The 16869-nt window shown below is 57.4% G+C and carries 15 protein-coding genes; 3 read left to right on the forward strand and 12 right to left on the reverse strand.

Annotation, left to right across the window (positions count from 1 at the left end; genetic code table 11):
* Positions 1 to 6: 6 nt before the first annotated feature.
* From ACFO5Q_RS01440 to ACFO5Q_RS01455, 4 genes are read right to left on the reverse strand one after another with little or no spacing between them, the layout of a single operon-like run.
* Positions 7 to 402 (reverse strand): MerR family transcriptional regulator, encoded by a 396-nt coding sequence (locus ACFO5Q_RS01440; RefSeq protein WP_197421191.1) that lies wholly within the window; start codon positions 400 to 402, stop codon positions 7 to 9.
* 36 nt (positions 403 to 438) lie between these two features.
* Positions 439 to 1173: a PepSY domain-containing protein gene (locus ACFO5Q_RS01445; RefSeq protein ID WP_068150147.1), complete on the reverse strand. Its 735-nt coding sequence runs from the start codon at positions 1171 to 1173 to the stop codon at positions 439 to 441.
* Positions 1174 to 1220: 47 nt separating this feature from the next.
* Positions 1221 to 1625, reverse strand: a complete 405-nt coding sequence (locus tag ACFO5Q_RS01450) for a MerR family DNA-binding protein (RefSeq protein ID WP_068150151.1) — start codon at positions 1623 to 1625, stop codon at positions 1221 to 1223.
* Between the two features lie 12 nt (positions 1626 to 1637).
* The gene (locus ACFO5Q_RS01455) at positions 1638 to 4115 is read right to left on the reverse strand and encodes a heavy metal translocating P-type ATPase (RefSeq protein ID WP_082719983.1); all 2478 of its coding nucleotides are present in this window, start codon (positions 4113 to 4115) and stop codon (positions 1638 to 1640) included.
* 182 nt (positions 4116 to 4297) lie between these two features.
* Here ACFO5Q_RS01455 and ACFO5Q_RS01460 point away from each other — a divergent pair, with 182 nt between their 5' ends.
* The 3 genes from ACFO5Q_RS01460 (at position 4298) to ACFO5Q_RS01470 (ending at position 5584) form a co-directional block, all read left to right on the forward strand.
* The gene (locus ACFO5Q_RS01460) at positions 4298 to 4510 is read left to right on the forward strand and encodes a DUF2933 domain-containing protein (RefSeq protein ID WP_068150157.1); all 213 of its coding nucleotides are present in this window, start codon (positions 4298 to 4300) and stop codon (positions 4508 to 4510) included.
* A gap of 6 nt (positions 4511 to 4516) precedes the next feature.
* A complete protein-coding gene (locus ACFO5Q_RS01465; RefSeq protein WP_068150160.1) occupies positions 4517 to 5152 on the forward strand; it encodes a methyltransferase family protein in 636 nt (211 codons plus the stop codon).
* A 69-nt stretch (positions 5153 to 5221) separates the two neighbouring features.
* On the forward strand, positions 5222 to 5584 hold the full coding sequence (locus ACFO5Q_RS01470) for a hypothetical protein (RefSeq protein ID WP_068150163.1): 363 nt from the start codon (positions 5222 to 5224) through the stop codon (positions 5582 to 5584).
* 54 nt (positions 5585 to 5638) lie between these two features.
* Here ACFO5Q_RS01470 and ACFO5Q_RS01475 read toward each other — a convergent pair whose 3' ends face one another.
* The 8 genes from ACFO5Q_RS01475 to ACFO5Q_RS01510 are packed head-to-tail and all read right to left on the reverse strand — an operon-like array spanning position 5639 to position 16866.
* On the reverse strand, positions 5639 to 6751 hold the full coding sequence (locus ACFO5Q_RS01475) for an ABC transporter permease (RefSeq protein WP_068150166.1): 1113 nt from the start codon (positions 6749 to 6751) through the stop codon (positions 5639 to 5641).
* Positions 6752 to 6757: 6 nt separating this feature from the next.
* Positions 6758 to 7879: an ABC transporter permease gene (locus ACFO5Q_RS01480; protein WP_068150168.1), complete on the reverse strand. Its 1122-nt coding sequence runs from the start codon at positions 7877 to 7879 to the stop codon at positions 6758 to 6760.
* The gene (locus ACFO5Q_RS01485) at positions 7876 to 9591 is read right to left on the reverse strand and encodes an ATP-binding cassette domain-containing protein (RefSeq protein WP_156432011.1); all 1716 of its coding nucleotides are present in this window, start codon (positions 9589 to 9591) and stop codon (positions 7876 to 7878) included. The genes ACFO5Q_RS01480 and ACFO5Q_RS01485 overlap by 4 nt, the downstream gene beginning before the upstream one ends.
* Complete coding sequence (locus ACFO5Q_RS01490) at positions 9575 to 10615, reverse strand: efflux RND transporter periplasmic adaptor subunit (RefSeq protein ID WP_068150174.1); 1041 nt, start codon at positions 10613 to 10615, stop codon at positions 9575 to 9577. Before ACFO5Q_RS01490 ends, ACFO5Q_RS01485 begins: the two co-directional genes overlap by 17 nt.
* Entirely contained in the window at positions 10612 to 11517 is a 906-nt protein-coding gene (locus ACFO5Q_RS01495) for a ribose-phosphate pyrophosphokinase (protein ID WP_068150176.1), read from the reverse strand. The genes ACFO5Q_RS01490 and ACFO5Q_RS01495 overlap by 4 nt, the downstream gene beginning before the upstream one ends.
* On the reverse strand, positions 11517 to 13043 hold the full coding sequence (locus tag ACFO5Q_RS01500) for a thymidine phosphorylase family protein (RefSeq protein WP_068150179.1): 1527 nt from the start codon (positions 13041 to 13043) through the stop codon (positions 11517 to 11519). The genes ACFO5Q_RS01495 and ACFO5Q_RS01500 overlap by 1 nt, the downstream gene beginning before the upstream one ends.
* A complete protein-coding gene (locus ACFO5Q_RS01505) occupies positions 13040 to 14398 on the reverse strand; it encodes an MBL fold metallo-hydrolase RNA specificity domain-containing protein (RefSeq protein ID WP_068150346.1) in 1359 nt (452 codons plus the stop codon). Before ACFO5Q_RS01505 ends, ACFO5Q_RS01500 begins: the two co-directional genes overlap by 4 nt.
* The gene (locus ACFO5Q_RS01510; protein ID WP_068150181.1) at positions 14398 to 16866 is read right to left on the reverse strand and encodes a phosphoketolase family protein; all 2469 of its coding nucleotides are present in this window, start codon (positions 16864 to 16866) and stop codon (positions 14398 to 14400) included. The genes ACFO5Q_RS01505 and ACFO5Q_RS01510 overlap by 1 nt, the downstream gene beginning before the upstream one ends.
* Positions 16867 to 16869 lie beyond the last annotated feature (3 nt).

Here is a 16869-nt window from a genome sequence, read left to right on the forward strand (position 1 = left end):
TCTCCCCTATTGCAGTCCGCCCCCGAACATTTTCTCGGCAATATCCGGACACCTCTGGCCAGCTTTTAACTCTCTCAGCACTGTTTCCAAGCGATCTGACAAAGCTCGCCGAGCGTCAAGCTCCTCAAGTATCGCATCGACAAAAGATTTATCATCCACACTCAATGGCTCCTGTTCATCACAGAGCGAAAGCAACGAAACCAATTGACGAAGCGACAACCCCAAAGATTGAAGATGGTGCAAGAAACGAACCCGTGCGGCATCTTCCTTGCTATACATCCGGTAGTTGGAGGGCTTTCTCGCAGGTGCCGGAAGAAGCCCGCGCCTTTCATAGTATCGGATAGTTTCACTCGGCACACCTGAGAAGGCCGAAAAATCCGATATCTTCATTGTCTTTTCCAAAGCCAGCATCCTTTCCAGCCGCCGCCTGACAAGCACCTAAAGCCGCTTCCTCCGTCCGAGGAGCCAGTTGAAATCCCGCCGGTAGAAACGGAAAAACACGAGGCCCAAACCCGACAGTGTGAACAGCGCTGCACTGAACGCAAAAGTCATGATCAACGGATTGTTGAAATTTTCGCGTTCGTCATAATCCATGATGTGTAGCATCCAGAAAAAGTCATACAGGCGCCAAGTGGCCGAACGCCTGGCAAGCACACGCCCCTCGGCGGGCGACACATAAATTGATGTGGTGTCTTCATCGGCAAACGTGACCTGCCACACTGGAAGCGGCCCGCGATAGTCTATCGTATGCGCATCCAGAAGCGTGCTGGACGCTATCGGCACATCCGGTTTGAAATCAGCATCGGCGATCTGGCGTGCCACCTGCTCATCAATGGGTGACAGCAGCTCGCCGGATCCAGCATCCACCAGTGTCACTTCACCACCCAGATGCACTAACCGGACGACCGGGTGCCCCAATAAGGTCATATATGTTGCTTGCTGAATTTGACCTTTTTCTTGGCTGGCAAGGTCCCCCAAAGGCAACAGTCCCTCGACATTTGGCAGCGCTACAGGTGCATGCTCTTCGACATTATGCGTACCCCTCACTGTATCGATAGGTATCCAGCTCATGACGACGCCACCCACCGTCCAGGCCAGAACCTGAAGACCAAGAACCAGGCCGATCCACTTATGGGTTTTTGCTAGAAATTTATGAAGTTGCTGCTTTTTCAAAGTTTATTCCTGCTCAAAACGAGCTTTAGTATGAAAACTGGTAATGGTTAGTCACCGTACAAATGATTTATGATGCTACAGTCCTGGAGCGGCTGTTCATTGCCAGGGCAATACTCAGCCAACACTTCCAAATTCTGTTTGATCTTGCTGAGAAGAGCCAATTTGCCATCTATCTGTGCAATCTTGGCTCTTGCTATCTTGTTCACAGTTGCGCAATCAGCCTCAGGACTTGCAGACAGTTCCAACAGCTCTCTGATTTCCTTGAGTGTAAAACCCAGGGACTGCGCTTCCTTCACAAACTTAAGCTGCCTGACATTTTCCAAGCCATACACCCGGTATCCGGCGCTGGTTCGCTCAGGCGTGGGGAGGACATGGCACCTCTCATAATACCGTATTGTTTCAATGCCAACGCCGGTCGCATCGGCTAGTTTCCCAATTGTAAGCTGTGCCATGTCATTTCACTCCTAGAGCCGGATCGACTTAAGGCGTAGCGAATTGCTGATCACCGAAACAGAACTCAGGCTCATGGCCGCGGCCGCAAACATGGGCGAGATGAGGATACCGAACCAGGGATAAAGGACACCTGCCGCAATCGGCACACCAGCGGCGTTATAGACAAGTGCAAAAAACAGGTTCTGCCTGATATTACGCATGGTGGCGCGCGCCAGCCGCCGTGCCCTGACAATCCCGGTCAGGTCCCCTTTCACAAGGGTGAAGCCCGCGCTTTCAATCGCTACATCGGCACCGGTGCCCATGGCGATGCCCACATCGGCCTGCGCGAGCGCCGGCGCATCATTGACACCGTCACCCGCCATGGCGACACGGTGGCCTTTTTCCTGCAGCTCCCGAATGATCCGTGCCTTGTCCTCGGGCAACACGTCCGCGCGGATATCGTCGATCCCGAGCCTTGCGGCAACGGCCCGGCCCGTGCGTACATTATCACCCGTTGCCATGATCACCTTAAGGCCTTCCGCATGCAGTGCCTTCAAGGCATCGGGCGTGGTCTCTTTCACAGGGTCGGCGACCGATACCAGCCCGGCGACCGCACCGTCCATCACCACGAACATGACGGTTTCACCCTCATCGCGACGAGCATTGGCGGTATCGGACAGGGCCCCTCCATCGATCCCCATATCGTCCAGCAGTTTGGCATTACCGAGTGCGACTGAAGTGCCGTCGATCACGCCTTTCACGCCCTTGCCTGTCACCGCTTCAAAATCGTTGGCAGACACAAGCTTCAGGCCACGCTCTTCCGCGCCGGAGACAATAGCTTCCGCCAACGGGTGCTCGGACCCGCGCTCAAGGCTTGCTGCAAAGCGAAGTACATCGTCTTCGCCATATCCTTCCTGTGGCAGTACAGCTACCAACTTGGGCTTGCCCACGGTCAGCGTACCAGTCTTGTCGACAATCAGAGTATCAACCTTGGCGAAGCGCTCAAGCGCTTCTGCATTCTTGATCAACACACCCGCCTGCGCGCCCCGGCCGGTAGCTGTCATAATTGACATCGGTGTTGCCAAGCCGAGCGCACATGGACATGCGATGATGAGTACAGCGACAGCCGCGACCAAGCCATATGACAACGAGGGTGCTGGACCCCAAACAGCCCATGCGATAAAGGCGAGCACGGCAATAAGGATTACCACCGGCACAAACTTGCCCGCGACAGAGTCTGCCAGTTTCTGGATCGGCGCCCGGCTCCTTTGCGCATTTGCCACCATCTCGACGATCTGGGAAAGCATGGTGTCCTTGCCCACCCGTTCCGCCGTCATGATCAGGCTGCCTGTGCCATTGATTGTGGCACCTGTGAGCTTGTCACCCTCCACCTTTTCAACCGGTACCGGCTCCCCGGAAATCATCGATTCATCCACTGACGACCGCCCTTCCTGCACGATACCATCCACCGGGATCTTGTCGCCCGGTCGCACGCGCAGGCGGTCACCAACCACAACATCTTCAAGTGGAATTTCTTCTTCCCGCCCGTCTTCACGGATCACCCGCGCCGTCTTGGCCGCCAGGTCAAGAAGTGCCTTGATGGCAGCACCGGTGCGTTCCCGCGCGCCCAGTTCCATTACCTGGCCAAGGAGTACAAGCGTCACGATCACAGCACCCGCTTCGAAATAGACACCCACATGGCCTTCCGGATCGCGGAACCCGTCCGGGAAAATGCCGGGCGCCATCACCGCGACAACGCTGAAAAGATAGGCTGCACCGGTCCCCAATCCGATCAGCGTGAACATGTTGAGGTTACCGGTAACAACTGATTGAACGCCACGAACAAAGAAAGGCCAACCGGCCCACAATATCACGGGGGTACCAAGAGCTAACTCAATCCACAGCGTCAGACGTTCGCCAAAGATTTCACGAACGCCACCAAGGCCGACATAGGGGCCCATGGATAGCACCAGAAGCGGTACCGTGAAAACTGCCCCAAACCAGAAACGGCGCTTAAAATCCACCAGCTCCGGATTTGGGCCTTCGTCTCCCGTGGGCACACCCATTGGCTCGAGAGCCATACCGCAGATGGGGCAGGTCCCCGGCCCCACCTGTTGGATTTCAGGATGCATCGGGCAGGTGTATATCGTGCCTTCCGGCATCGGTTCTTGGGCCGGTCTGTCGTCAATATATTGGGCAGGATCGGCTACGAACTTCTGCTCGCACTTTTCCGAACAGAAATAATAGCTATTGCCCTCATGCTTCTGGATATGGGTCGCCGCGCCCCGGTCGACATTCATGCCGCAAACCGGGTCTTTGGCTGTTGCATATGTATCAGGGTCTGCTTCGAACTTGGCTTTGCAGTGGTCGCTGCAGAAATAATAGTCGTGCCCGGCGTGGCTTACCTTGCGTTCACTTTTCTCCGGATCGACGGACATGCCACAAACGGGGTCATGGACTGCCGACTTGCCATTGCTGGCATGGTGATGATGGTCGTGGTGCTCACACATAGGCGAAACTCCTGATCAACTGTAGATTCGCCGGAAGCCTAAAGCTTCTAGTAAGGGCAAGGTCAATAGGGTTTCTGCTTTTTTTTGACCCTCTGAAAATATAATGCGCCTGAAGATTTCCTGCCTTGACCTTCCTGTAACTGGAAGCCCTAAGCTCGTGCCAAACCTTTCGGAGGGCGACCATGAAAAATTCTCCAGGCTTCTTTCAAACAAGGATCGGTTTCGTGTTCATCGTGTTCCTAGCGATCGCTGGTCTGATGTTAGTTTATGAACATAGGGCTCATATAACACTCGGTGGCAATGCGCCGTTACTGCTGTTGTTGCTACTTTGCGTAGGAATGCATCTGTTCATGCATGGAGGCCATTCCCACCATGACCACAAGGATGAGGAGTAAGACACCATGGATCATTCTTCATCCTATGGTCTCTGGAGCCTCGTGATCCTGAATTCGGCCATTTTCATTTTCTTTGCTTTCAGCTTTACAAAACCAAAGACGACAACTGACTGGCGTTCCTTCGGCGTTTTCAGCGCATTCATTGTTGCTCTCTTCACCGAGATGTACGGCGTGCCGCTGACCATCTATTTCCTGTCCGGATGGCTGCAAAGCCAATTTCCTGATGTGGACTGGTTCGCGCACGATTCCGGCCACCTGCTGGAGATGATGTTCGGCTGGAAAGCCAATCCCCACTTCGGGCCATTCCATATACTGAGTATGGCCTTCATTGGCGGCGGCTTCTGGCTTCTGGCAGCCGCTTGGAACGTTCTGTACCGGGCGCAAAAGACAGGAACACTTGCGACAAGCGGGCCGTATGCCCGCATGCGCCACCCACAATATGTTGCATTTGTCCTGATCATGTTCGGGTTCCTCCTGCAGTGGCCCACCATCCTGACGCTCGCGATGTTCCCTATCCTGCTTGTTGTCTATTGGCGGCTGTCGATCACGGAAGAACACCAGGCGGAAAAGGATTTCGGCGACACCTTCACACGGTACGCCGAGCACACACCACGCTTTGTCCCAAACCTGACAGGCGCCTGATCCTCTGCCGCATTAATCCCAACACTTGGAATTTCCAAACAGATCACAATCAATTCTCAGGAGGTTTTCATGAAAAGCAAATCCATCGTTACCACATTGGCAATTGCCGCTATCGGCTTGTCGCTCACGATGCCCGTCTATGCCTACGACGATGATCACAAGGATGATCACAAAGACAGGGCGGGGCATATGATGATGAAAGACGGCATGATGATGCGGGATATGATGCGCAAGCATATGAAGGCCTGCATGACCGAGAAAATGGAAATGGATCATGAGACCGACCCAGCCAAAATCCGCAGCAACATGATGATGCAAATGGATGAGTGCATGTCGATGATGCCCATGGATAAAGGGATGAAAAAGGGCATGGACAAAGACGGCATGAAACAGGAAGGCGAGAAGAAAAAACAGCACGATCATAACCACTGATCGGCTGATCCCTCTCCTTTATGCGGTGTGTCGCCTTGGCACACCGCATTGGCATCAGGAGAGCTTGCGCCGGAACATCCAGGCACCGGCCGACAAGGTGACAAAGGCGATAGCCAGCATCGGCCACATATGGCCGACCACATCACCTGCCGGCACCGCTTTCAGGAAAACACCCCGGCAGATCGCAATAAAATGCGTCACCGGATTGGTTTGCGCCACGGTTTGCAGCCAGTCGGGCATGTTTTCCACAGGCGTCGCATAGCCGGACAACAGAACGGCAGGTACCATATACATGAAAATGCCGATGATTGCCTGCTGCTGCGTGGAGGCGAGCGATGAGATGAACAGCCCGATACCGATGATGGCCGCGAGATAAAGCGTCATGGCGGCAAAAAGCAGAAGCACCGAACCTTCGAACGGCACGCCCAAAACGAGGATACTCAGGATCAACATCGCAAGCGCGCTTGTCATGGCGATGATCAGCGCGGGAATGGTCTTCCCAACCAAAATCTCAAACGGCCGCAGCGGCGATACCAGCAACTGCTCGAAACTGCCCAGCTCGCGCTCCCGCGCGACCGAAAAAGCCGACACCATAAAGCCCACTGTGGCAATAAGCCCCGCAAACAGCCCCGGCGTCCCCGACCAGATGGTGTCGAAATTCGGGTTGAAGTAGGTTCGGGAGACAATCTCGCTGGGCGGGTTCCCGTTCCTGGGCGTTCGTGCCTCCACCTCCGCATTGAAAGCGGCAACAATTTCCCCAGCATAGCCCGCCAAAATCTGTGCAACGTTCGACCGACGGCCATCCAGAATGATCTGCACATTTGCTGTCTCGCCCCGTGCGAGCCGTTTGGAAAAGTCGGGCTGGATGTGAAGGACCATCAATGCCGCCTGGTTCTCGATAACCTCACCGATGTCGCTGTCGCTTTCCAGGTAGGTAATCTTCGTGAAGGTCGGTGCCCCGACAAAACGCGACACCAGTTCGCGGGATTCAATGCCCTGATCCTGATTGAAAACCGCAAGCGACACATTCTTAACTTCCTGCGTCAACGCGAAAGCATAGATGAGCAACAGGAACGGCGGCGCCACGAGCAGCAGAAAACGGGTTTGCCGGTCCTGGATATTGGCCCACAGTTCCTTTTTGATCAGCGCATAAAGCCGGGTCCACATGGGTGCCTACTCCAAATCCGTTCGGGTTTTCCTGACTGCCGCCATGAAAAACACCAGCCCGATCAGCGCCAGCACCAACGTATCAGTCACGATCACACCGCCCGCGTCCCCCGCCAGGAACAGCGTCTGCAGTGTTGAGACAAAATATTTGGCCGGTACGATATAGCTGACCCACTGAAGCGGCGCAGGCATGCTGTCGATCTCAAACACAAAGTTCGAAAAGTAAAAGGCCGGAAGGAAGGCTGACAGGATGGAAATCTGGGCCGCGATCAGCTGGCTTCGTGAGATAGTCGAGATCAACAGCCCCATGCCAAGCGACGTCCACATGAACACCGCGGATGTCAGCCCCAACAGCCAAAAGGACCCACGAAACGGCACGTCAAAAAGCCAGATGGCCACGCCAACCGACAGGACCATGGACGCCATGCCCAACAGAAAGTAGGGCGCAAGTTTCCCAAGAAGCAGTTCCCACCGGCCGATAGGCGTGGTCAACAGCGCCTCCATCGTGCCGCGTTCCCATTCCCGCGCCACCACAAGGGCGGTCAGCAACGCGCCGATCATGGTCATGATGATCGCCACGGACCCGGGCACCAGATAATTTTTGCTGGAGGCTTCCGGATTGTACCACAGGCGGGATACAAGGCTTACGGGCGGCGCATAGTCGATGCCGTTGCTGGATAGTTCCTGACCAAGCCAGGAGGCCCACAGAACCTGAACATAGCCACGGATCAGCTCGGCCGTATTGGCGTCCGTCCCGTCAACAAGAACCTGAATGGGTGCAGTATCCCGGCGGAAGGCGCGGCGGGAGAAATCAGCGCGTAACACCACAATACCCTTCAGATCGCCCGACACCAGTTTGCTTTCCAGGTCACGCACATCGCGGCCAGTTTCCACACGGAAGTAACTGGACGTCACCAGCGAGGCCGTAAAGCTGCCGGTCTCGGGCGTGGGCTGTTCAACCACAAGGCCAATATCATAGTGGCGCGGGTCGAACGTAACGCCGTACCCGAACAGGAACAGCAGGGTCAGCGGCAGAAAGACGGCAATGATCAGGCTGCTGGGGTCTCTTAATATCTGCCGGCTTTCCTTGCGGGCCAGGCCACATATGCGTCCCGTATTGAACCTCATGCCGCCGCCTCCTGTTTCGCCACCAGGGCAACAAAAGCGTCCTCCAGCGTGGGGTTGGGCACATCGGGCGCACGCACCTCAGATTTCAGGACATCGGGGGCGCCTGAGGCGATGATCCGGCCTTTGTTGATCAGGGCCACCTGATCACAATATTCGGCTTCGTGCAGAAAGTGGGTGGTCACAATGATAGTGACACCCCGGCTGACCATGGCGTTGATATGGCCCCAAAACTCGCGCCGTGTCTTCGGATCCACCCCGGATGTCGGTTCATCAAGGAACAGGATATCCGGCTCGTGCATCACTGCGCAGGCGAGCGCCAAGCGGCGTTTGAACCCAAGGGACAGCTCGCCCGCTCGGCTCCCGTGGTGGGCCATAAGCCCAAAAATATCGCTTACGCGGTCTATCGCATGACGGGCGCTTTTTCCCTTCAGCCCATAGATGCCCGCAAAGAAGATCAGGTTCTGAAACACGCTCAGGTCGCCATAGAGGGCAAACCCTTGCGCCATATAGCCAATTCGGCCACGCACCATGCTCGGCGCCTTCCGGAGGTCCAGCCCTGCGACCGAAGCATTGCCCGCGCTGGGCTTCAAAAGCCCACACAGCATTTTGAAGGTGGTGGATTTCCCCGCGCCGTTCGGCCCGATCAAGCCAAAAATCTCACCCCGACCGACGGAGAAGCTGACCCTGTCCGCCGCCACAAATTCGCCAAACCTGCGCGTCAGCCCATCGGCCCGGATCGAGAAATCGCTACCGTTCCGCGCCACTTCAGCCATATCCGCGAAAGGCGAGGCACTGAGACGCGCGCCACCGAGCAAGGCGATGAAGGCATCTTCAAATCTCGGCTCAACAGGCACGATATCGACGTCATCTTCAATGCCCAGAGAGCGCGGTGTCGGCCTCTCAGCCCCCACCCCCATAAGGAAGCGAACCTCGTGCCCTTCGATCGTCGCGTCAAGCACGCCGTCCTGCTGCATGATCTTGGCCAACGTCCTGCGCTGACCCGACACAAGGCCGCGCACAGCATAGGTTTGGCCTGCCATGCGGTCAGTCGCCACAGCAGGCGGCCCGCTATATAAAACCCGGCCGCTTTCCAGCAACAGTACGGACGAACAGCGCGCCGCCTCATCCAGATAGGCGGTACTCCACACGACCGCCATACCCTGGCCCGCCAGCTGCTGCGTCATCGCCCATAGTTCCCGCCGCGAGATCGGATCCACGCCCACGCTTGGCTCATCCAGCAGCAGGATTTTGGGTGTTCGGATGAGCGCACACGCGAGGCCAAGCTTCTGCTTCATCCCGCCTGAAAGCCGCCCGGCGAGCCGTGCCGTGAACGGGCCAAGCCCGGTAAAATGCAAAAGCGTTTCAGAGCGCGCCGGTCTTTCCGCTTTGGGCAGTGACCGCAAATCTGCATAAAGTTGCAGGTTTTCCATGACCGTCAGGTCTTCATACAGGCCGAAATGCTGCGGCATATAGGCCAGATGATCACGCCCCCCGCCGCCGTCGCGGCTATCCTTGCCATCAACCAGAATGCGCCCTTCATCGGGATTAAGAAGCCCTGCCATCATCCGAAGCAAGGTGGTTTTGCCCGCGCCGTCGGGGCCAACAATACCCGTTATCTCGCCGGGCATCAGGCTGGCGGATACATCTGTGATCGCCGCGCGACAGCTGCCAAAGCTTTTGCTGACCGCCTGTATGTCAATCAGCGGCTGCACCGGCCACTGCCCCTTTCGGCACAAGAACCACGGTCACCGGCATACCCTGCCGCAAACCGTCGTCATCACTGTCTACAATCACCCGTACACGATAGACAAGGCGCGTACGCAACTCTCTGGTTTCCACTGTCTTCGGTGTGAATTCCGCAACCGGTGAGATGAAACCGACCTGGCCTTCAAATGTGCCCCCGGAATCCGTCTGCACGGTTGCTTTCATACCGGGCGTGACAAACCCAAGCTGCGGTTCTTCCACATAGGTACGAACCCAGACCGGCGACTTCAGGCTCAGGTTCAGGATGGGCTCCCCCGCCTGAATGATGGCGCCGGGCTCCCGCACGCGGGTCAGGATGGTGCCTTCGTTGGGAGCAAAAAGGTCCGTGTCTGCCAGCCGACGCTGGGCGAGCGACAGCGCCGCCGCGTCCGCCCCGTGGGCAGCCCGGGCGCGCTCGATTTCCTCATCCCTCGGCCCAGCTTTCACAAGATTGAGCGTCTCGATGGCCGACTGAAGGCGGGCCTCGGCTTCCAGCAGCGCGGCTTCGGCATCTTCGTGCGCCTGATGTGCGGTAAAGCCTTCTTCCGCGAGCTCAGCCCGCCGCTTCACGGTGCGTCTTGCATTCTGAACCGTGGCCCGCCGTTCCTCAACTAGGGCCTCGGCCTGGGCAATTTCTTGCGGCCGGGCGCCGTTTTCAAGCTGATTGAGGGCAGCCGCACTGGCATCAAACCGGGCCTGCGCCAGCGCGACGTCATCAACAAAATCGGGCTTTTCAAGGGTTGCCAGTTTCTGGCCGGGCATCACCCGGTCCCCTTCTTCGACCTGCAATTGGTCCACACGACCGGAAACCTTGAAGCCTAGATTGACCTGCCGCACATCCACGTTGCCATAAAGTATGATCTGTTCGGGAACACAGGTCGCTGGAACACCACCAGCCGTGCAGACACTGTCATCTTGCTGCCAAACCCACGCCGCCGCGGCAAGGGCAGCTACAACCGCACCTATTGCGATATATCGAATTGTCTGGTTCATGATACGCCCTGTTTGGTGCTAAGAAGCGCCTGCATTCCACTGGCGATCAAACCGGTCAGGTCAATTGCGTTTGTCGAATGCGGCACAGCGTTGCAGGTAACGATCCTGCTCGCCCCACTATTCTTCAGTACCTCATACCCGTCACCCGCGAAGATGGCATGCACACCAATGCATACCGGCGGTTTCATTCCAGCATTCTTCAAATGGGAGATCGTTTCGATCATTGTCCGTGCCGTGGAAATGATATCATCTACCAGCACCGGCGTTCTGTCGTGCCACCGGTCTGCGTGCGGCACACTGACCTCCACATCGCGGTCTCCATGCCTGACTTTCGTAAGCACGATGAAAGGCATGTCGGCGACCTCGGCCACGGCCTTCACCCACTGTTCGCTTTCACCATCAGGCCCCACAAGAAGGGCGTCCGGCACATTATGGGCTATCCAGTCACCGATAACCGGTGCCGCATGAAGCGCACTGGCTGGAATGGAATAAATCTCAGAGAGGCTCTTGCGCCGGTGCAAATGCGGATCGACCGTAATCATCCAGTCCAGCGCGTTATTGACCAGTTTGGCGAAGGAAGCGGAGGTAATCGCTTCACCCTCATGGAACCGTTTGTCCTGGCGCATATAAGCCAGATAGGGCGCCACCAGCCCCACATCTTCAGCGCCAAGATCATGCATAAGATCAGCAGCGAAGAGCAGCGGCAAAGCCGAACGATCAGGCCGCGCAAGATCCGCGACCAGTACCACCCTTTGGTCCCGACACGGCGTATGGGCCCGCACATATATTTCACCATCAGGGAACTGGTGCACTTCCAGGCTGCCAACCTTGGCCTGCGCCCTGTGGGCCAAATCTTTTGCCAATGTTTCCGCGCCTGGCAAGGCATAATAGATAAACCCCATCAGTTGACCTCCACGGCAATAATATCTGGGTTTTGGTCCACATAGGCCAGCGCGTACGCAAGCTCACCCGTGGTTTCTGCATGCATCTCATAGAGCAGTGCGCCAGCTTCTACACTGTCGCCCACACACACTCTCATCAGCACGCCTGCGGCTTTGGCATCGGGGGCGCCCAGCAGCTTTGCCACCTGGGCGATGCGGCGGTTGTCGATACGCACTACCCGTCCGCCTTTTGCCGCCTCAACCGCCCGCCGATGCTTTACGACAGGCGGCTCAGCCAAGCCACCCTGGGCCATGCAGATGGCTTCAAACTTCTTGAAGGCGCGGCCGTCGTCCAGGGTGGCAGTGGCGCAGGCTGCACCCGCGCCCGCGTCCACACAGCCCGCCATTTCAAGCAGGCATCCGGCAAGGGTGATGGCGCGGTCTCGCAGGTCCTCTGGCGCGTCCTGTTCGCACCTGAGAACAGACAGCACATCCCGCGCCTCAAGGGCTGGGCCGATACCACGCCCCACTGGTTCTGTCCCATCACTCAGGACTGCTTGCGCTTTCAGGCCAAAGGCCGCCGCGACACCCAGAAGGCTGGCCTTCAGTTTCTCCGCAGCCTCAAGGGACCGCACCTTGGCCGTCGGCCCATAAGGGATATCAAGGACAAGATGGGTGGCCCCGGCGGCGATCTTTTTCGACAGCACCGAGGCAACAAGTTGGCCGTCGCTATCGATATCAAGCGCGCGTTCGATACGGATCAGCAGGTCGTCAGCTGGGCTGAGACGCACCGCCCCACCCCAAGCGAGGCAGGCGCCTTCGCTTTCCACCACCCGCCGGATGGCCGCAAGGTCAAGATCAACCTTGGTCAGCACCTCCATCGTATCCGCCGTACCAGCGGGCGAGGTGATGGCGCGCGACGATGTCTTGGGCATCAGGAGGCCGTTCGCCGCCACAATGGCAACAACGATCGGCGTGGTCCGGTTCCCGGGCAGGCCGCCGATACAATGCTTGTCCACCACTGGCGTGCGCGGCCATTCAAGCCTGTCGCCCACGTCAACCATGGCTTTGGTCAAGGCAATACGTTCTGCCCCATCCAGATCGCGGGCGGAGCATGCCGTGATGAAGGCGGCGGTTTCCACATCGGAATAGCGTCCTTCGGTCAGGTCACGAACGATGATAGACAGGTCATCGCCCTCAAAGGCGCGGCCATAAATTTTGCCCCTAACTTTCCTGAGCGATTCCAAAAGCGCCGGGTGGGACAGTGAGATGCAATCCCCTTCGCTCGCGCCGAGCAACGCCCAGGCCCGCTCAGACAGACTTGCCTCGCCGTCGGACAACAGGTCGGTGCTAACATGATGAACCGTTGCGATGATGAACCTGTCGCCCAGGTCCACACGGACTCGCGCCTGTGCGCTGAAGCCCTCGGCCCGACAAACGGCACAGTCTTCGCGCATATAGATGATATGATCAGAGCGGCTGTTGATGCCAAGCCGCTTGAGCCGGATACCCAGATGGCACGCCCCTTCTTCCCCCGAGGTGGTCATGACAGCTCAACCTCTTGCCCCAGTTCCGGGATTTCACAGTGCCAGCCGAGCTCATCCCTTATTCTGGTGGCAAGCGCGGCCGACGCCTCAGGTTCGCCGTGGGTGACAAAGGTTGTTTTGGGCGGATGCTTGAAGCCGGAAAGCCATTCAAGGATTTCGTCACTGTCTGCGTGCGCAGACAAGGCATCAAGATTTTCAACCTGCGCATTGACCGGAATGTAGGACCCATGGATCTTGATCTGACGTGCGCCTTCAACCATTGCCCGACCGCGCGTACCCGCCGCCTGAAACCCGGTGAACAGGATGGTGTTCCGCCTGTCCGCCGCATAATGCTTGAGATGGTGCAAAATCCGCCCCCCTGTTGCCATGCCGCTCGCGGAGATGATGATCGCAGGCATCGCGAGATATGTCAGCTTCTTCGATTCTTCGACCTTGCGGGTATATTTGGCGACCGAGCAGGCTGTTTTACATTCAGCATCGGAAAGGCGGTGTACCGCCCGGTTTTCGCAATAGATATGGCTGGCATTGATCGCCATCGGGCTATCAAGGAACACTGGCAGGTCCGGTATCCGGCCCGCCTTCTTCAGCCGCGAAATGTGATAGAGGAGCGACTGGGTCCGCCCAACAGCAAAAGCTGGTACGATCACCGAACCACCCCGCGCCGCCGTGCTGGAAATAATATCCGCAAGCCTTGCTTCCACATCCAATGACTCATGCTTGCGGTTCCCGTATGTGGATTCCACCATCAGATAGTCGGCATGGTCTATCTGCGCCGGGCGCGGCATTACAGGGTCTGTCATGCGCCCCAGATCGCCTGAGAAAACAATGGTACGCCCTTCCATCTGCAGCGTGATGGTAGAGGCTCCCAGAATATGTCCCGCTGTCCGGAAAGTTGCTTCAATGCCGTTCTGCACATGCATCGGGTGATCAAACGCTTGCGGCCGCAAGAGGCCAATCGCCTTCTCTGCATCCTCGCTTGTGTAAAGCGGGCGTGCCGGCTTGTGTTTGGAGAAACCATAACGGTTCGCGAACTCGGCATCCTTTTCCTGCAGGTAGGCGCTATCGCGCAGCAGGATGTCGCACAACTCGGCCGTTGCACCAGTGCAATAGATGGGGCCCTTGAAACCCTCTTTCGCCAACAGCGGCAGATAGCCGGAATGGTCAAGGTGCGCGTGGGTCAGCAAAACCGCGTCGATGGTCGAAGGCGCGACCTCAAGCGGTGCCCAGTTCTTCAGGCGCAAGTCCTTGAGCCCCTGGAAAAGGCCACAATCCACCATGATTTTAGAGTCCGCCCCGGACAGGAGATATTTGGACCCTGTAACGGTGCCCGCCGCCCCTATGAATGCCAGTTTCATCATTGGATATCTCCTTTACTGTTGCGCCATAGTGGCTCTGGGTCCGCCTTCCCGTGGATCGCTGCAATTTCACCTTCACTCAGAAATTGGGCTGGATCGACCTGTAACCCCTTCGCGACCTTCTCAAGTGCGTGGGCCCATGTGCAGCCGTTCGCGAACAGCATGCCATTTTCATCAAGCGTGCCGCCACGGTTGGCATACCCAAGAACAAATGTCTTTCCCGGTCCCGTATCAAGCGGTCGGGTCGTTCCCAGAAACGGGGCGGCCCGCATGTGCGTGAGCATCACCCGAATGTCTGCTGCGTCTGGAAACAGCTCACCACGAATACTGTCTGCTGCCACCATCGCCGCTTCGCGTTCGTCGCGTGGCTCTCGGAATCTGCCGGGTTCCAACAGATACACCAGACCATGGGCGATACCGCGTTCATCAAGTCGCCCGGAGGCCTTCAATGCTTCCGCCAATTGATAGGCACCGCAGGCGACCAGAATAACCTTTTCATCAGGCCCACCTTGTCCCTTCAGCCTGACTGCCCCTTCGGCAACCAGTTGCTGCGCCTGCTCTGGCGTAAAGAAGTTCGGTTGCGGCCTTTTGGGTGTCACGAGGGACCAGATGGTTCCCTTGCTTTCATAAACCGCCCGAAGGCTGGTTTGGGCGCTGTTCCAATCAGCAGGGAACAAGACGCGGGACACGTCCGACATCTCACCCAACAGGGCTTCACACAAAGTTGGGTCCTGGTGCGATTGTTCGTTCTTGCCGTTTTCCCAAGTGTGGGATGTCAACAAGATCGGCACACCAAGCCAACCAGGTTCCTGCCCCGCAACCCTTCGGTGCCGCGCGAAGATGATTTCCTGCCTGAGCGCACCCAGCATCTTGACGGCAAAGGCTTCATACGAGCAGACGAGGTTCAGGCCGCCCTTGTTCCCAAGCGCCGCACATACAACGGCTTCTTCATTGAGGGCCGTCACGACAGCACCATCAACGGCTTCTGCCACACCCTCCTCCGGAGCCGTAACCCTGTGCTTGAGAAGATCAAGCGTCGCATTCAGCTTGTTGCTGCGCATCTCATCGGGGTTGCCCACGCGTGGCCGCAGCCCGGGGTTGGACCGAACCATACTGCAAAAATACTCATCAATGCCAGCCATGGGGGAGCAGGTCTGCTCATCGCCAACATTCTTCCACGTCGGCTCCGGCAGAACAGTGTCCGGCAGCTTGCGCGATACCAGTGGATGGTCTCGCTCCATTGGGCGACCCTGCGCTTCATGCTGGTTCAATAACTGAACCGCCTCTGCCAAGGCGTCCTTGGGCACAAAGAGCGCCTTTGCCCCTTCATTGAAGGCCGCCCTCGCTGCGTCGTTGGCATGGGGATTTTCGACCAGTGGCAGATTATGAGCCGCATTGGTGCCCGCACCTGGAAAACCGAAACCCTTTTCCGTTTCCGCGATGCCATAATGAAGCGGCACAGGATACTGTCCAGTGCCTTTTTTACAGGCGCTCGCACAAGCTGACAACCGAGCCTCGATTTCAAAAATGGCCCACGCAAAGGCCGCCGGGTCCCGCCCATCCAGATCGATGGGGTCAAATCCATTCAGGCGAAGATGATCGCGGAACCAGTCAACACCGCCGCTTTGGGCCATGGTTGACCGTTGGTCAATCCGGCGACCGTTGGCGATCATGATCGGGGCAACCAGCCCACTGTCTTCGGCGCGCCACCACCGGGCCGCCCAGTCGCTGCCCCTTTGCTCTTCGAATGCGCCGTCGCTCAGGAATGCCACCAGCTTTTCGCCGGGCAAAGGCATGTGGGGATACAGTAGTTCTGCAAACCCCAGATAGCCGCCTTCGATCATGCCGCCTCCAGTCTGCGGATTGACATGGCTGCCAAGCGGCGACAGTGGGTACCCGTCATACCCAACAGCATAGGAGTAGAAATCCTGCACGAACCGTGTCGCCCCGTCATCCGTCCAGTCGTATCGCCTAGCCTGCTCGGGGGACATATTGTTGGTGATCAGATTGGTCGCATCGATCGCCGCCACACAGTGCCCCTGGCCCATCAGCCAGGACCTGGTTTCACCGCTGAGCGCATTTGCAAGCAAATAGCCCACATAACCGATCGCCATATTGAGCGAACCGCCAGTGTGGCCTTGGGGTTCCGCTTTGAAATCGCTCGCCTCCATCGTACGACCGTCCGTATAGACGCGACCGGCGTAGGTCATATGCGCAACCATCCACATGGCCGCGCTTGCCACCTTGTCCGCAGCCTTCAGCCGCGCATATCCCTCGGCTGCACTTTGCAAACTTCCATTTTCCACCAACATCATCACCATGTCGTGGGCACGCACCTGGGTCAGGTCGTCGTGGCGGATAACGCCATAGCCCGCCGCCCATGTGGCGAATGCCTCGTTGTTGGCGCGGAAGGCTTCGGCACGGGCCCGAATCCTGTGTCGTTCGTGGGCGGGAAATTGCGCTAACATGAT

It is taken from the genome of Kordiimonas lipolytica (genome assembly GCF_042651265.1).
Taxonomy (GTDB): domain Bacteria; phylum Pseudomonadota; class Alphaproteobacteria; order Sphingomonadales; family Kordiimonadaceae; genus Kordiimonas; species Kordiimonas lipolytica.

Coding starts and splice junctions, on each gene's coding strand:
- ACFO5Q_RS01460 (WP_068150157.1), top strand. CDS start 4,298: ATGAAAAATTCTCCAGGCTTCTTTCAAACAAGGATCGGTTTCGTGTTC.
- ACFO5Q_RS01495 (WP_068150176.1), bottom strand. CDS start 11,517: ATGGGGTTTATCTATTATGCCTTGCCAGGCGCGGAAACATTGGCAAAA.
- ACFO5Q_RS01490 (WP_068150174.1), bottom strand. CDS start 10,615: ATGAACCAGACAATTCGATATATCGCAATAGGTGCGGTTGTAGCTGCC.
- ACFO5Q_RS01450 (WP_068150151.1), bottom strand. CDS start 1,625: ATGGCACAGCTTACAATTGGGAAACTAGCCGATGCGACCGGCGTTGGC.
- ACFO5Q_RS01480 (WP_068150168.1), bottom strand. CDS start 7,879: ATGAGGTTCAATACGGGACGCATATGTGGCCTGGCCCGCAAGGAAAGC.
- ACFO5Q_RS01455 (WP_082719983.1), bottom strand. CDS start 4,115: ATGTGTGAGCACCACGACCATCATCACCATGCCAGCAATGGCAAGTCG.
- ACFO5Q_RS01500 (WP_068150179.1), bottom strand. CDS start 13,043: ATGACCACCTCGGGGGAAGAAGGGGCGTGCCATCTGGGTATCCGGCTC.
- ACFO5Q_RS01470 (WP_068150163.1), top strand. CDS start 5,222: ATGAAAAGCAAATCCATCGTTACCACATTGGCAATTGCCGCTATCGGC.
- ACFO5Q_RS01505 (WP_068150346.1), bottom strand. CDS start 14,398: ATGAAACTGGCATTCATAGGGGCGGCGGGCACCGTTACAGGGTCCAAA.
- ACFO5Q_RS01510 (WP_068150181.1), bottom strand. CDS start 16,866: ATGTTAGCGCAATTTCCCGCCCACGAACGACACAGGATTCGGGCCCGT.
- ACFO5Q_RS01465 (WP_068150160.1), top strand. CDS start 4,517: ATGGATCATTCTTCATCCTATGGTCTCTGGAGCCTCGTGATCCTGAAT.
- ACFO5Q_RS01475 (WP_068150166.1), bottom strand. CDS start 6,751: ATGTGGACCCGGCTTTATGCGCTGATCAAAAAGGAACTGTGGGCCAAT.